This window comes from Rhodothermus bifroesti (assembly GCF_017908595.1).
Lineage (GTDB): Bacteria > Bacteroidota > Rhodothermia > Rhodothermales > Rhodothermaceae > Rhodothermus > Rhodothermus bifroesti.
The window spans coordinates 184,870-200,812 of record NZ_JAGKTL010000002.1 but is presented as its reverse complement, the minus strand read 5'-3'; the positions used below and the strand labels follow the sequence as shown (position 1 = coordinate 200,812).

The 15,943-nt window shown below is 55.8% G+C and carries 11 protein-coding genes; 7 read left to right on the top strand and 4 right to left on the bottom strand.

From position 1 onward, the window contains the following. Nucleotides 1-5: 5 nt before the first annotated feature. From J8E65_RS04585 to porU, 4 genes are all read right to left on the bottom strand, one after another. Nucleotides 6-1,310, bottom strand: coding sequence for a dicarboxylate/amino acid:cation symporter (locus J8E65_RS04585; RefSeq protein WP_210374228.1), 1,305 nt, complete (start codon nucleotides 1,308-1,310; stop codon nucleotides 6-8). A 124-nt stretch (nucleotides 1,311-1,434) separates the two neighbouring features. Further along, nucleotides 1,435-2,667, bottom strand: a complete 1,233-nt coding sequence (locus J8E65_RS04580; RefSeq protein WP_210374227.1) for a hypothetical protein — start codon at nucleotides 2,665-2,667, stop codon at nucleotides 1,435-1,437. A 100-nt stretch (nucleotides 2,668-2,767) separates the two neighbouring features. Continuing rightward, the gene (gene porV, locus J8E65_RS04575) at nucleotides 2,768-3,937 is read right to left on the bottom strand and encodes a type IX secretion system outer membrane channel protein PorV (RefSeq protein WP_237181663.1); all 1,170 of its coding nucleotides are present in this window, start codon (nucleotides 3,935-3,937) and stop codon (nucleotides 2,768-2,770) included. A gap of 65 nt (nucleotides 3,938-4,002) precedes the next feature. Beyond that, a complete protein-coding gene (gene porU / locus J8E65_RS04570; RefSeq protein ID WP_210374226.1) occupies nucleotides 4,003-8,034 on the bottom strand; it encodes a type IX secretion system sortase PorU in 4,032 nt (1,343 codons plus the stop codon). Nucleotides 8,035-8,281: 247 nt separating this feature from the next. Between porU and folD the strand changes: the two genes are divergently transcribed. From folD to argB, 7 genes are all read left to right on the top strand, one after another. Continuing rightward, nucleotides 8,282-9,181 carry a bifunctional methylenetetrahydrofolate dehydrogenase/methenyltetrahydrofolate cyclohydrolase FolD gene (gene folD, locus J8E65_RS04565; protein ID WP_210374225.1) on the top strand — a complete coding sequence of 300 codons (900 nt, stop codon included), beginning with the start codon at nucleotides 8,282-8,284 and terminating at the stop codon, nucleotides 9,179-9,181. Between the two features lie 274 nt (nucleotides 9,182-9,455). Beyond that, complete coding sequence (locus J8E65_RS04560) at nucleotides 9,456-10,685, top strand: argininosuccinate synthase (RefSeq protein ID WP_210374224.1); 1,230 nt, start codon at nucleotides 9,456-9,458, stop codon at nucleotides 10,683-10,685. 18 nt (nucleotides 10,686-10,703) lie between these two features. Next, nucleotides 10,704-11,798, top strand: a complete 1,095-nt coding sequence (locus J8E65_RS04555; protein ID WP_210374223.1) for a P-loop NTPase family protein — start codon at nucleotides 10,704-10,706, stop codon at nucleotides 11,796-11,798. A gap of 16 nt (nucleotides 11,799-11,814) precedes the next feature. Continuing rightward, nucleotides 11,815-12,846, top strand: coding sequence for an N-acetyl-gamma-glutamyl-phosphate reductase (gene argC, locus J8E65_RS04550; protein WP_210374222.1), 1,032 nt, complete (start codon nucleotides 11,815-11,817; stop codon nucleotides 12,844-12,846). A gap of 50 nt (nucleotides 12,847-12,896) precedes the next feature. Continuing rightward, the gene (locus J8E65_RS04545) at nucleotides 12,897-14,090 is read left to right on the top strand and encodes an aspartate aminotransferase family protein (RefSeq protein ID WP_210374221.1); all 1,194 of its coding nucleotides are present in this window, start codon (nucleotides 12,897-12,899) and stop codon (nucleotides 14,088-14,090) included. Then, a complete protein-coding gene (locus J8E65_RS04540; RefSeq protein WP_237181661.1) occupies nucleotides 14,090-15,130 on the top strand; it encodes an N-acetylornithine carbamoyltransferase in 1,041 nt (346 codons plus the stop codon). Before J8E65_RS04545 ends, J8E65_RS04540 begins: the two co-directional genes overlap by 1 nt. Next, nucleotides 15,127-15,912 carry an acetylglutamate kinase gene (gene argB, locus J8E65_RS04535; RefSeq protein ID WP_210374220.1) on the top strand — a complete coding sequence of 262 codons (786 nt, stop codon included), beginning with the start codon at nucleotides 15,127-15,129 and terminating at the stop codon, nucleotides 15,910-15,912. Before J8E65_RS04540 ends, argB begins: the two co-directional genes overlap by 4 nt. Nucleotides 15,913-15,943: the final 31 nt, after the last annotated feature.

The window sequence follows — 15,943 nt, the reverse complement described above, 5'->3', positions numbered from 1 at the left end:
CTGATCTAGGGTGTTTGGCTCGGTAAAGCAGCAGGCTTGTGTTCTGTTGCGGCCACCACAGAGGCAACGGTCAAGTCGCCGGTGACATTGGTGACCGTGCGGCACATGTCTAAGATGCGGTCTACCCCCAAAATCAGGGCAATGCCGGCACTAGGCACGCCTACCGACTCTAAAATAATGACCAGCATGACAATCCCAGCACTGGGCACAGCGGCTGTGCCAATAGAGGCGAGCACGGCCATCAGCAAGATGGTTAGCTGTGCTCCTAGATCCAATCCTAAGCCTAACGTTTGAGCGATAAACACCGATGCCACAGCCTGGTAAAGGGCCGTGCCGTCCATGTTAATCGTAGCCCCCAGGGGCAAAACAAACGAAGACACCTCTTCGGGAATCTTCAAGTTTTTTTCGGCACACTCCATAGTTACTGGCAGCGTCGCTCCGCTTGAAGAGGTGGAAAAAGCCACAAGCTGAGCCGGTGCAATACCGCCAAAAAAGACCCTAAGGGGCATGCCCGCTCCAAACTTAACCAAGAGAGGATAGGTACCCAGCGTATGCAGCACCAGGCCCAAAAGCACGGTCAGGCTGTAGTACCCCAGGGCAGTCAGCAACTCTAGCACCTGTTCTAGATTGTCGTGCGCAATAGAGGTAATCGTACCTGCCATAAGGGCAAATACGCCTACGGGTGCCGTACGCATGATCAGTTCGACTAAGCGAATGACCAGGGCATTGACGCCATCAAAAAAGGCGATCACTGGTCGCGCTTTTTCTTGAGGAATGAGGAGTAATCCTATTCCAGACAGCAGTGCTATGAAGACGACTTGCAGCATATTGCGGTTATCTGCTGCAGCGCTAAAAACGTTTTCCGGTACGATATCCACCAAAAGCTGCAGCGGGCCGCGCTCACGTGTCTGCTGGGCTAGTTCAGCACGCGCTTCAACATCAGCAGCGTAGGCCGACTGCAGACGCTCGCGCATGTCTGCGGGCACGGTGTGTCCTGGCTGCAGCAGATTCACCAGCACCAGGCCAAGCGTAATGGCCACGACTGTCGTTGCGATATACAACGCGATCGTCTTGGTACCAATACGCGAAAGGCGCCGCAAGTCTGATAGCGACGTTACTCCTACAATGAGCGATGCCAGCACCAACGGCACCGCGATGAGCTTGAGCAAATTGATAAAAACCGTACCCAGCGGAGCAATCCAACGATCTACCCAACTGCCCCATCCTTGGGCTGCTGCCCAAAGGCCCAAAAGCAGTCCCAGGACTAAGCCAATGATGATCTGCCAGTGAAGCTTTCGATACCAAGGCATATTGTGCGTCGTGTTGGCTGTCAACGTTGCCCAAAGAACCGAAATGGCAGGGCATAATGCAAGGGCTTACCAAAACAAAAGGGCAGGCTTGCAGGCCTGCCCCCGAGCTTACCCTCATAAGGGTTTAGGTGAGCTTTAGGTCGCGCTGCAGCTCCTTGCTTTTGCTTGGTTTCCAGATGTACTGATCCACAAAGTAGTGGTGCAGCGGAAAGCCAATCAGAAAAGCCTTCAACAAGGCATCCGTATGCAATCCACCAAAAAGCGGCACTTCGCTGGTGATCACAAACGGCACGCAGCCCGGATGCACATCAAACGTGCAACCTAAAATGCGGAAAACGGCCGCAAAGAAGATGGCACACCCAAAGTACGTAAGCAAGTTGCGCGAGATTTTGGGTGCTAACCCAAATTGTCTTTGATCCACACCAGGTCGGTGATAGCGATTGCGATGATGAAACCAAACGATGGCGTGGTACTGGATATCGTGGAAAATGGTCACAAAAGCGCCAAAAGCCAACAGGGGCGCAGTTAATACCGCAGGCGAATAGCACACGTACACATGCAACGGCACTACGGCCAGCATAAACAACACCTTAGGCAAATTGATTTTCTCACCTCGGCGAAGCTTAACCAGCTGGCGGGTTAGAAAGATCACGGCCAGGGTGCCCACAGCAGCTGCCGTCAATGCCACCACCCAGTGTTCCCAAGCGACAGCCCTTAGGTAATGCACGTCTGTCAGTGCGGCCCACCGACTTCCATGTGGCAGAGGTGGATAGTCGGGCAATGTTTCAGGCAACCCCAATCCGCGCCGGGCTTCGGGGTGACGTACCACAAACGCCACAAAGGGGAGCAGTAAGCCGCCGTAAAGCAAAGCGCTGTCGATTCGGTAATCGATTGGGTTAAACTCTCCATTTTTGCGCTGATAAAGACGCATAAAGCCATAGTGCTGCCGGACAACATGCCAATAAGCCCATAGTCCAAAAAACACCAGAAAAGCCTTCCAGGGAAGGAGGTAGTTTGCTATGCCTAACTCAAACAATCCCCACGAAAGCAGGATAGTAAACGGTCCTGCAGCAAACCAGAGCAGGCTCCAGGTAAGCAACTTTTTGCGTTGTTGGAATTCCTGCTTATCGAGGTACGTCCGGCTAATCGTACCAAAAAAATGCGGGCTATCCAGCAAGACCACCCACAAAAACCAAATGGTCACCATATCCCAGCCCAAACCAGCATGCATAAAAAACAAGGCATAGCCAGCCAAGGCGCCTCCGATAAACCAGAGCAAGTCGGCACGTCGGCTGATAATCCAGTTTGCCGATATGTTTTGTTCTAGGGCGAGTGCATAACTGAGCAGACGAGCCATAGCGCTACCCTCCTGCGAAAGGCTTTGCATGCATGCGCTAAAAAAACAAAGCGCTTGCCACAAAGGCAAGCGCCCGCTTTTTACGTTTTGGTTTCCAGGGCTACTTCTTGAAGTTCAAGAGCAACGAAAAACGCATGGTGTTGGCCAGGGGGTGGTTTTCTTTAAGGGCATACACGTAGGAAAAGTCGACCCCAACGATGTTATAGCGCAGACCGGCCCCAAACGTCATAAACTGCCGATTTCCGTTATAAGGGTTTTCGTAGAAAAAGCCTGTACGCAACGCAAAGAGCTGGTTGTACCAGTACTCGACGCCTAAGCCGATCATCAGTTGCTCCCAAACGCTTAGCGTGCGGTAGCGTGCTTCTTGCTCATTGTAAGGATTTTCGCGTACCTGAATAGGACGCCAAGCGGTAAAGATCGCTTTGTAGAAAGGGTCGGCTCGAGAACCTGTTGAATCGCTGCGCACCCGGATTAGCAGCTTAGTAAAATCGTTGGCAAACGTGATTCGGTTGTAGGGATCGAGGTCAAACGTAAAGGCATAGCCAAAGCGGATGTTTGTGGGGATAGGGTCTTTCTGTGCTCCATCAGAGTACTGGATCTGGGGGCCCATGTTATTCAAATTAAAGCCAGCTGAAAACTGCCCACTAGCTTGCCCGCCTAAGCTAAAAGGACGTGTGCGGTACAAAAGCCCTATGTCCAGGCCAAAAGATTTGCCGGCTTTGGTCTCACGACCTTCGACTTCGATACCCGAGGCCAGGTTAGAGTAGATGTAGCGTAAGCCCACGCCTAGGGCCAGCCGATCATGAATCTGGTAACCATAAGAGAGTCCGGCCGCCACATCATAGGAACGGAAAGTGCCTAGGGGGTTGTTGTTTTCGTCACGCCACTCGTGCTCCCCCATGTTAAGCAGTGTTACGTGCGCCCCCATATTCCCCCAACGTCCTAAAGAAAAACGGCCGACCAAGTATTCATAGTAGAGACCGGCATTGAATTCAGGGAGCCAGTTGGAGTGCGTAATCGACACCTCTACGGCTTGTGGCTGGAAGGCTAGCCCGGCCGGATTCCAAAAGAGCGCATAGGCATTATCGGCTACAGCAACGCCGGCATTTCCCATGCCAGCAGCACGGCTATCGGGCTCAATCTGCAAAAAAAGCACTGCAGCGCCTCCCACTTGGGCCTGTGCCGCCACTGCCAAGCAGCATCCGGCCAGGGTCAAAAGTAGACCGCGCGTGGTGTGCAAAACGTGCACCATCTTCGACATCATACGCATGGCTTTTTTGCGTTTAAGCGTCAATCTGTTATTATCCAGTTTATTACACAAAAACAAGACCACGTTTACCGAATGATGGCTACACGATCGATATGCTCGGCTACTTGGCGCGAGCCATCGGGTCGTTCTATCTCCACACGAAGGCGATACAAGTAGATTCCTGTAGCCAGCCGATCGTGGTCTTCATCTCTACCATCCCAAGGAATCATGACCAGGTTAGCAGGCAACTTTCCGGTCGGAAGGGTTTCATTGCCGTCCAGGGTGCGTACAGGTCTTCCGGCCAGCGTGTAGATCCGCAACTGCACGCGTGCGGGCGTACCAGCGGGTTGATTATGTTCAAAGACGAAACGCGTAGGTCCCGTTGTGGGGTTCGGATAGTTAAAAATATTACGTAGCTCCAGGCGGCGATCGTCGCTAACGATAAAATCCAACGAGGCTGTACTGACGTTGTTCAGTACGTCCCAAGCGCGCACCGTAAGCGTATGGGGTCCTGGGGCCAGATCGCCCAGCGTCCACTCTACACGGCCGCGCTGGTAGGAGTTTGGCTCGCTGCGGAAAGCCTGGCTTAGGTTCTGGGCGCGTGCCTCATTGCCATCGATGATTAAGAGCAACTCGTGTCCTAGACCAGCTCCTACTGTATTGATGCCCGAAGCGTCGTAAAGAAACACCAACAGTTTAGGGTTGGGCGGTACCAGCCCTCCTGAGACAAACGTAGTGTCGTTGAGGTAGAGTGTAATTTCTGGGCCTTCTTGGTCGTCTGGGATGTTGGCAGCGGTACCGCCTACCACAAACCCTTCGGTAAAGCCAGCGGCATGCATTGCAGAGCTTTGCGCGTAGACCGAAAGACGGCCGCGTTGATTGCTGTAGAGGATGTCTTTAGGCACAACAAACGTGGCTTCAAAGCGTCCATTGCGCACGTCGACCTGGCCGCGCCAAATAAGGTCTTCCCGTACCAGGTAATAGGGCGCAGGCATGTAGCGCCAGTAGGGCAGTGGTTTTTGACGTTCGGCATCGAAAACGGTCAGCGTAGCTAGGCCGGCAAACGTGGCGTCGATGGCGCCGGTAGCATTTTGCACGTAGCCCGAGATCGTCACGCGCTCAAGGGCGCGCACCGGTACAGGCTGCTCGTTGCTAGGCGGTTGTCCGTTGATTGCTTCGATAACGACGCGTCGGGCAGGAAAGCCCACGCGCAGCGTAGGATCACCTAGCAGATTAAATCGCCGGTTGTTGTTTTGCAGCCCTGCTCGCGTATTTTTTGTGCGGCGCAATGCATCTCCCAAGCGCGGCATTTGTCCGTCGGCTTCTGGCGTGAACAAATACTGATTGAGCATGCGGTTTAGTCCCACGTTGAGCACACTGCTGTCGGGAGAAGTATAAACAAGCCGCACAGTGGAGAACACGGCTATTGCTCCTCCGTTGGGATTAAGTAACAGGACCTCACCCCCACTCTGCGTTTCGGTCATATCCCAGCGTCCCCAACTGCAGGTAGCCGTAATAAAAATGGCCAATCGGTCCCGGTTGGTGAGGGCTGCAGCGTCGTCTTTGGTAAAGATTTCTTCCTGGGCCAGCACATCGCTGCTACCGTGACCGCTGTAGTTGATGACCAGTGTTCCTTCCTCAAGCGCTCTTAGGATCGCTTGCCGTGCTTCTGGGATGCGCCAGATGCCCATAAACACCCGTGGATAAGAAAGGGCATAAATTTTTTGGACATCTACCCCTGGGAAGCGTTGCTTGAGTTCTTCAGCTACAACGTCGATATTTTGCACGTGCAGGTCGAGGTCGTTTTGCTGCGCAGCCACGCCGGTAGGTCCATCGTCGGCCACTACGGTATAGCGCAACCGCCAAGCGCCAAACGTTTCGGAGCTTTCATAGCGAAAAATCTTGTCGAGCACCTGTCGGGCCTCCTCGGGCGTTTGTACTGGAAGCCGTCCAATGCCCAGGTCCAGGCGTTCGGCGCTATAAGCGCCGGCCCCAAAATCGAGCCACAGTCCTTCATCGTCATCTAAAAGCCCAAAGTAATCGTCGCTGGTATACGAATTAATCGGGTGGTACGAATCGACCGTCTGGTAGGAAGGGACCCAATTGCGGAGCGTAGGCTGCCGCCAAAGCCCACGATAGTTGAAGTGACCGTCGCCGAAAAACAGCGCATAGCGCAACAACTGCTGTTCTGTGGGAGCGCGATCGTAGAGAAACTTTAAGTAATCCCGCACGGCCCGCATATCGGGTACGCCACCGGAAAACTCATTGTAGATCTGCTCAACCGTTGCTACAACCACGCGCAAGCCTTCACGGCGCCGGTGCTCAGCCAGTTCTTCGGCATAGACCCGAAATGTATCGGCGGTAATGATGGCCAGATCAGGATACTGCTCAAGGCCGTGCAGATTCTGGTTAGCTACCCGACGCGCACCAGCAACATCAAGCGTACGCACAGCTTCCAGCGTGAACGCTACCAGCTCACGGGGCTGTCGAGGATCTGTTGCAGCTACGCGCACTTCATAGCCGCCTGCAGTCGGGCGCACTTCTAGCCGCATAAGGTTACCAGGCTCGGTTACATCCCACACCTGGGGCATTGCAGAAAAGCCTTCCAGCACAAACGCAAAAATGCCAGCCTGGCCTGGTGGCGTAAAAAACCGCAGGTAGCCCTTCGAAGCTGCAAGCCGCATTGGGTAAAAGACGCGCAGCCACTCCAAGGCAGCGCGGGGGTCGCCCCCGGGGTTGGTTAGCGTCATTTCGAGCTCTAGGGGCGAAGCCGTAGCCAGTGCTTGCGAAAAAGTGGCCTCTGTTGCACGGGCTACCGGACTTTCAGGATCAGGGAAGGTCACACCGGCCGAAACTGTAGCCAGCACTTGCCCGCGTGAAACAAACTGCACCGAGGCCGCTGGATTGGACTGGATAGCTACGCGTGCCCGGTAAGTGACCGTGCCTGCGCTCAAGCCCGGGGGCGTAGCGTTTTGCAGCACGCGTAAACGGCCAGCAGGACTAATGGGCACGCTGACCCAGGTTAAGCCGCTGCCCTTGCCTTCGGCAAGGCCTTCTTTGCTCCAAAGAAAATCCTCGGGATCGACCACCAAGCGTCCCACCAGCTGCGTTACAGGTTGCGCTGCAGCATCTTCTGGAAACGGCTGCATCTCCAGCCGACGTCCTTCACGATCGCCAATTTTGAGAAAGTAGTAGTTCTCGTTGGAGAACGGATGGGTATAATGTTCCCACTCTCCACGCTGCGCGTTGTAGGTCCAGCCTTGGGGACCAGCTGCATAGAAGATCAAGGCATCGCCAGCATCGAACGATCCATCGTCAAGCCCCACGCGCCAGACAGGGTTTTCGATAAGGTCGGCTGGTCTGGGGGCGCTATTGAGCGCTGGCAGCGGCGCGCCGCCATTGCCGTAAAGCTGCAGCTGACGTGGATCAATCTCGCTCAGCGAGCGGCCTACGCGGGCGAGCAGCTCGCTCAGCACCGCACGGTCAATGCGGTAGAGGCCTTCTTCACGCACAGGGATCTTGAAAATCAGCCCATCAGCCAGCACACTTCGGGTAACCGAAAGATGCGGATTGCTGGCCAACCCCCGCTGTTGTTCCTGCAGCACGTAGGCGGCCGTATGGCGAAGGCGCACAACCAGTCGGCGGTAGCGCCGTAGCACTTGGCGTGCTTCGTCGTAGGTCAACAGACGCACATGTAATGTAGCTGCCGCCTGGCGTCGCTCCATCCCCAAGCCAATCACTTCAACAGGGGGCAAGTTGAGTTCGGCTGCTGTAGTCCAAGAAGCGCCTTCGGCAGGCAGCGGCGTCTCCTCATAATCGGCTTGCACGATCTCCACTTGTGGAAAGGCCAGCGTAGGAAGCTTTACGGTCTCTGAAACCTCCCACCTACCCCAGGTAGCGGCGATCACGGCAGCAGGCGTCAAACTGCGCCTACTGGACGAATCGAGCGCAGCCTGTAATGACAGCGGCCACGTAGCGGTTACTTCCCAAAGCTGCTCCTGAGCGGTTGCGCCAAGCTGGCGCATTTCTACCTGTTGCGCCTTGGCCACAACAGCCCCGATGAGCCCCCAAAAAAGCAGGCTGCGCCTAAGCCAACAAGCAATCCCCTTCCTGCGCATGCATACGTGCCCGTTGGTTATACAACGAGCATTTTGACCTTCTTTAGATGCCGTAGTAGCACGTGCAGCAATACGCAGGCTTAAGATCGGTGAGCTGAGTTGTTTCAAAAATACCGCCGAGCAAGAAGGAACACAAGACCATTGGTTATATCCCCCCACGTGAAGAATTCTGGGTGCATTTCTTATTCCCAACGCATGCCTTAGTTTTAGCCTGCGTTGCGACAGGCGGATATTAGAAAACACCGTGGTGGCTCAGTTAATTGACGGGAAAGCCATTGCGGCTCAGGTGCGGGCCGAAGTAAAAGCTGAAGTGGCTGCTTGGGTGGCAGCTGGACACCGCGCGCCCCATCTGGCCGTTATTCTGGTAGGCGACAACCCAGCTTCGGCTTCCTACGTGCGCGGAAAAACCCAGGCTGCTGCCGAAGTAGGTATTGCCAGCGAAACGTTGCATTTCGATACCCACCTTACCGAAGCCGAATTGCTGGCCGAAATCGAGCGGCTTAATGCCGATGAAAGCGTCGACGGCATTCTGGTACAGCTCCCCCTACCCGCACACATCAACCCCAGCCGCATCCTACATGCAATCCGTCCTGAAAAAGACGTAGACGGCTTTCACCCCGTTAATGCTGGAAGGCTGCTTTTAGGTGAACCCGGCTTTGTGCCTGCTACACCGGCAGGTATTTTGGAGTTATTGCGGCGCAGCGGCATTGAAACAGCGGGCAAACATGCGGTTGTTGTGGGGCGCTCCAACATTGTGGGGCGTCCGCTGGCTGTCCTTTTGCTGCAGCGCGGCATCGATGCCACGGTTACTGTCTGTCATAGCCGCACGTCTAACCTGGCTGCGCTAACCCAACAGGCCGATATTTTGATTGCTGCCATAGGTCAGCCGCGCTACATTACGGCCGATATGGTGCGCGACGGTGCTGTAGTGATCGATGTGGGCATCAACCGTGTTGAGGATCCTGCGCATCCCCGCGGCTATCGGCTCGTAGGCGACGTGGACTTTGAGGCTGTCTCGCAAAAAGCTGGATGGATTACCCCAGTACCCGGGGGTGTAGGTCCCATGACGATTGCTTTGCTGCTACGCAATACCCTTTATGCTGCGCAGCAGCGATATACGTATACGTATAAGGCACGCCCTCTGTGAGCGAATGATTAAAAACCGATTGAAACACTTGACATTGCGATAGAATCGCCGTATTCTTGCGCGCATCATGTTGTTGCAGTCTATGATTGTGATGCTGCCGGTTCGACCCATCCGACCTGTGCGACGTCCCCGTCGCCCCCGCGGGGGTGGAACCGGCGTATCCTGTCTTGCAACAGCATGAGTTTGCGTTGATTTAAGCGATTTTCGATAGACAGGGCGCCGGTTCCAAAAGGAGCTGGCGCCCTTCGTTTTTAACCTGAAAACTAACCCAGCGATGTCGATTGTTTTGGCCTTCAGCGGTGGCTTAGACACCTCATTTTGCGTCCCGTATTTGCGGGAGACGTACAAGGAGCCGGTTTACACGGTAACGGTGAATACGGGTGGATTTACCGCAGAAGCACTTGCTGAAATTGAGGCGCTTTCCCAGCGGCTTGGTGCAGCTGGGCACTTCACCCTGGATGGTCGCTATGAGCTCTTCCGGGATCATCTGAGCTACCTGATCAAGGGCAACGTGTTGCGGGGTGGCGTCTATCCGCTGTGCGTCGGGCCAGAGCGCATTGTGCAAGCGCGTAAGGTAGTCGAGCTAGCCCGTCAGCTTGGTGCGCGGGCGATTGCCCATGGCTCGACAGGGGCTGGAAACGACCAGGTGCGCTTTGACGTCGCCCTACGCATCTTAGCCGACGACTTGGAAATTCTGACGCCTATTCGAGAGCTAGGCCTAAGTCGCGCGGCGGCTACGGCCTATCTGCGTGAGCGCGGCATTGCAGTACCGGAAAAGAAAACTGCTTATTCCATCAACCGAGGTCTTTGGGGCACAACGATCGGCGGCCGGGAGACGCATACCACCACCGATCCGCTACCCGACGAGGCTTATCCCGATACAGTCTCGCCAGCCCAAGCCCCCGACACCCCCCTGGAGCTTACCCTTACGTTCACGCAGGGCATTCCAACCGCACTTGATGGCGAAGCTCTCGATCCGGTCACGCTGATTGAGCGCCTAAACCAGCTAGGAGCTGCACATGGTGTAGGCCGGGGTATTCATGTAGGCGACACCATCCTAGGCATCAAAGGCCGCGTGGGCTTTGAAGCGCCAGCTGCACTGATTCTGATCACGGCACACCGAGAGCTAGAAAAAATTGTGCTTACGCGCTGGCAGCGGTATCAAAAAGATCATCTTGCCGACTTCTACGGCATGCTGCTGCACGAAGGCCAGTACTTTGATCCTGTAATGCGCGACATTGAAGCTTTTTTGGATTCTTCCCAAACCGTCGTTACGGGCACCGTAGGCGTGCGCCTTTTTAAGGGCAACATCGAAGTGCTTGGATGCGACAGCCCTTACTCCCTTTTTAACGCGCGTGTTGCGACCTACGGTGAACAAAACCGCCTTTGGGACGGACGCGATGCCCAAGGCTTTACCCGCATTTATGGGGTGCAAGCCCTATTGGCTGCCTTGGTACGCAAAGCAGCCACGCCTTCAGAAATAGAAAACCAGACGGCCGCATAAACCCTAATCCCCGCAGCCATGAACCAGTATCTCACAGTGGACAAAATTGGATCCAGCACGGCTCCTTGCCGGCTTAGCCACGAGGTAGAACTGACCGCTTACATCGTCGCGGAAGAGGGCTACTGCCTGGTTGTACGCGCTCTCGAAGAAAAGACCACGTATAATTTGCTAGAGTGCACCGACGGCACGTTTCAACCTATTCGGCGGGGTGATCTGATTATTGGTGCCTTAGGTGAACGCCAAGCGCTTAAGGGCTATAGCGGCCGCATTCCTCGCCGCATTCAGGTCGGCGATGTGCTTAATGTGCTCAACATGGGAGGCATCCTAGGCCAATGCACTTCCGACCACCCCGATCTGGGTCCAGCCCTGCGTGTTGAAGTGCTTGGGGCAGTGCTGGTGGATGTCAACGGCCAAAAGCGGCATGCCCGCGTGCAGGATCACGCTATCGAACCGCAATTTTCGCTCACGCATTCGGCGCCGCTGGTGATCGTTAGCGGCACCTCGATGAATACGGGAAAAACGTTTGCCGCAGCCCAGATCATTCGCTACCTCACCGAACACGGATTGCGCGTTGCAGCTGGCAAACTCACCGGTGCAGCACTGCTGCGCGACGCCCGGATGATGGAAGAGCACGGTGCAATTGCCAGCGTGACGTTTATTGATGCAGGCGTGGTTTCTTCCACAAACAAAGAAATGGCCCCCCTAGCCAAAGGGTTGATTGCGCACCTGAATACTTTCGCGCCCGACGTAATTGTCGTCGAGCTGGGTGATGGTTTTATTGGCTACTACGGCGTTGATGAGCTGCTGCTCGACAAAGAGCTGCAACGCTTTACACGGGCGCATGTGGTGGCCGCTACGGATTTAGCTGGCGCTTGGGCAGCGGATCAGCTCTTTCGCACGCGCTACCAAGCCCCAATTACGGTGATTACCGGTCCGGTTACCGACAACGCTGTCGGCAAGCGTTACATTCAGCACGCCATGGGCATTCCAGCCCTCAATGCCCGACAAGATGCCGAAGCTTTGGGCCAGCTCATTGCGCGCTCCGTGCGCACAGCTGTACGCCCTTTACCCCATTATAGCAATGGAAATGGGGTTGCAGTAACGATCGCCTGAAGTGTCTAGAGAAGCTATGGCGAAACGCATTGCGATTTTTCACGGTGCAGGCTACGTAGGCGGAGAGCTCATCCGGCTTGTGCAGGCACACCCTTACTGCACGCTGGCTGCAGTGACAAGCCGTACGTTTGCGGGCAAACCCTTGTGGTATGCCCACCCAACGTTACGCGGCCAAACCGACTTGGTCTTTGCGGATGAGTCCACGCTGGACGTTTTGGACTTTGACGCTATTTTGATTGCAGCCGAGCATGGTCAAGGGGCACGCACAGCCAGTCGCTTGCTTGAAAGCGGCTACGAGGGCGTGATTATCGACTTAAGTGCAGATTTCCGCTTTCGGGAGGCGGCTGTCTATCCTACATGGTTTGGATTTGAGCATCCAGCCGCAGATTTGCTGCCGCGCTTTGTTTATGGGTTGGTCGATGTCTACGCGCCCTATCCTGAAGGAACACGCCTTTTGGCGAATCCAGGATGCTTTGCCACTGGTCTAGCCCTGGCGCTTTGGCCCCTGAGCCAGCATGTGCCACAGGCGCAGGTGGCCGTCACTGCCCTTACTGGCGCTTCAGGTTCAGGCACGCAGCCTAAAGCTACCACACACTTCCCTGAGCGTGATGGCAACGTGCGTGCCTACAAAGTGCTAGCCCACCAGCATCTGCCCGAAGTGCAGCAGGTGGTAGGTACAGGCCTCCGTATCGGGTTCGTTCCGGCCTCTGGACCCTGGACGCGCGGCATCTGGGGGACGGCCATTGTGCCGCTTGCTACAGAGATCGATGCTGAAACGGTTGAGCGTTGGTTTACAGCAGCCTATAGCCATGCACCCTTGGTGCGGCTCTGGCCTGGGCAGCTACCTGAGTTGCGCTATAGCATCTACACCCCGTTTTGCGACATCGGCTGGGTTGTTGGGAAGGAACAGCTGGTGATCGGTTTTGCCCTCGACAACCTGCTCAAAGGCGCCGCCAGCCAAGCTATTGAAAACCTAAACTTGCTGTTGGGACTCCCCCAAACGGCTGGGCTGCTCCCTACCCCTACCCCCGAAACATTGCTCACTTGACCGCAGCCGGGCCGCCACGACCCGGCTTTTTTTATGGGTTTGAAAAGGCTATGAACACGCAAGAGACGATTCTTTTGGAAGACACGTATCAGATTCCTACCTACCGTAAATACCCTGTAGCCCTGGTCAAGGGTCAAGGGTGCTATGTGTGGGATGCCGAAGGCAACCGTTACCTAGATTTTTACGGTGGCCACTGTGTTACGCTGCTAGGGCACTGCCCTCCCCGCGTGGTGACAGCACTTAAGCAGCAAGTTGAACAGTTACTTTTTTACTCCAATGTGGTCTACAGTCCCGTACGGGCCCGTGCTGCAGCCTTGCTAGCTGAAATGGCTCCCGAAGGCCTGCGGCATGTATTCTTTTGCAACTCGGGTACTGAAGCCAACGAAACAGCCCTCAAACTAGCCCGAACCTACACTGGCAAACCTGGAGTCATTGCCCTTATAGGAGGCTTTCACGGTCGCACGCTGGGTAGCCTGGCAGTTACTGAACCGATAGGCTACCGCAAGCCGTATCTGGCCGTGCTGCCCCCCACGCATTTTGTTGCTCTGGGGGACTTAGAGGCTGTGGAACAGCTGCTTGCACAGCGGGATGATATTGCAGCGATCATCCTAGAGCCCATCCAGAGCATGGCGGGCGTCTACGAGGCTCCCGTAGCGTACTACCGCGCCCTGCGTGCCCTGTGCGACCGCTACAACGCATTGCTTATTTTCGATGAGGTGCAAACGGGCGTTGGACGTACCGGCACCTTTTCTATCGCCGAACAGTATGGCATTCGGCCCGACCTGATCACGCTGGCTAAAAGCTTAGGCTCAGGTGTACCGGTTGGCGCCGTGCTCGTTTCGGATGCCATTGCTGCTTCAGTGCGCTATGGTGATCAAGGCACCACCTTTGGCGGCGGCATGTTGGCCATGGCCGCTGTTACAGCTACACTCGAAACGCTGCGTGAGGAAGGCTTAATGAAACGGGCACCACAAATTTTTGCGCGCATTCGCGATGGCGTAGCCGATCATGTGGTAGCCGTGCGTGGCCGCGGCTGCCTGATTGGGCTCGAGCTAGACCGTCCGGCCGCACCGGTACTTAGCCGGCTGCGAGAAGCTGGCATTCTGGCCGGTAATGCAAGCCATCCGAATGTCATTCGGCTGATGCCTCCATTGAACACGCCGGACGAGGCCATTGAAATGTTCATCGATACGTTCCTTCACGTGCTTACCTCTGTAAACCAACCTCAAACCACTACGGCCTGATGGAACTTCCACCACCTCGCCACTTGCTGGACTGGCAGTACCTTGACGATCACATTTGGAACGCCTGCCTAAACCGTACGCTAGAGCATTACCGACAAGGCAAAAATGCCTACAGTCATGTAGCTCGCAACCGCAGTCTGGGCCTGCTGTTTTTCAATCCTTCGCTGCGCACCCGTACCTCTATGGAACTGGCCGCTATCCAGCTTGGGGCCCACGCCACCACGCTGGTTGCTGGTCAAGGTACCTGGCAAATTGAGTGGCGCGACGGCGTCGTCATGGATGGCCCAGAAGCAGAGCACATCCGCGAAGCCATTGGGGTGCTATCGCAGTACTACGATGCGCTTGGGGTACGCGTCTTTGCCTCGCAAACCGACTATGCCCAAGATCGCGACGATGTACTGCTGCACAAGATCGCCCAAATTGCTACCGTGCCCGTCATTAACCTGGAATCCGCTTTTTACCATCCTTGCCAAGCGCTGGCCGATGCGGCCACGATTGTCGATCATCTTGGCGGAAACTTGCAAGGGCGACGCTTTGTGCTGAGCTGGGCCTATCACCCACGCCCACTACCGATGGCTGTACCAAACTCGGCCTTGCTTATGGCAGCACGTCTGGGGATGGAAGTTGTGGTGACGCATCCGCCGGGCTTCGAGCTGGACGAAGCGGTTATGGAACGCGCCCGGTGCGATGCAACGCGCCAAGGGGGACGAGTCATCGTCGTGCATAACCAGGCCGAAGCCTTCGAAGGTGCTGAAATCGTCTACGCCAAAGCCTGGGCTAGCCGGCTGCTCTATACGCACCCCGAAGAAGAGGCCAAACTGCGGCAGCAGTATAGGTCCTGGCGCGTTACGCCAGCGCTTATGGCGCGCACGCGCCAAGCCGCTTTCATGCACTGCCTACCTGTGCGCCGCAATGTCGTTGTCGACGATGCAGTGCTCGATAGCCCCCAGGCTATCCATCTTAAGGAGGCTGCCTTTCGGCTTTATGCACAAAAGGCCATTTTAGAATACGTATGGCATCTTCCACCGTTTGACCGATGAGTGCGCTGGTTGTGGTCAAGCTTGGGGGCGCGCTGCTCGAGGCGCCCGACACTTTAGAAACTTTCTGGACTGCGCTATCCACCTTGCGTCAACAGGCACCCGTGGTGGTCGTACATGGAGGCGGGCCGCAAGCAACGGCACTAGCCCAGAGGCTGGACCATAGGCCTCGCATTGTTCAAGGCCGACGCGTTACCACAGCGCTGGACCTGCAGATTCTGCAATGGGCGTTGCGCGGCGAACTGAATCTGCGCCTGGTTGCTGCTGCCCTGCGACATGGACTGCCCGCGGTAGGGCTTGCTGCCGCCGATGGAGGCATGCTGCAAGTCACGCGCCGTCCACCCTGGACCATCGAAGGAGAAGTGGTAGACTTTGGTTTTGTAGGAGATGTAGAACATGTGGATCCCAAGCTGCTGCAGCACTTGCTCTCGGGGGGGTATATGCCCATCGTGGCACCCTTGGGCATTGACAAAGCCGGGCAGCTTTACAATGTGAACGCCGATACCGTAGCCTGTGCCCTGGCCAAAGCGCTCCAAGCCAACACGTTTTTACTGGTTACAGAAACGGGTGGTGTGCGGCGCAACCCCTCCGACCCCAACAGCCTACTTCCTTGTTGCGACAGGGCCACCTTCGACTCCGGGGTGCAAGACGGTTGGATCAGTGGTGGCATGCGCATCAAACTCGATGTTGCCTTTCAGGCCCTGCAGGCAGGTATTCCCGAGGTTTACATCCTTGCCCCCGAAGACTTGGTGCAGCGTCGGCAAGCTACGCGGGTGGTAGCTTAGCCCAAAAAGAAAAGGGGATAGACCCTATGGT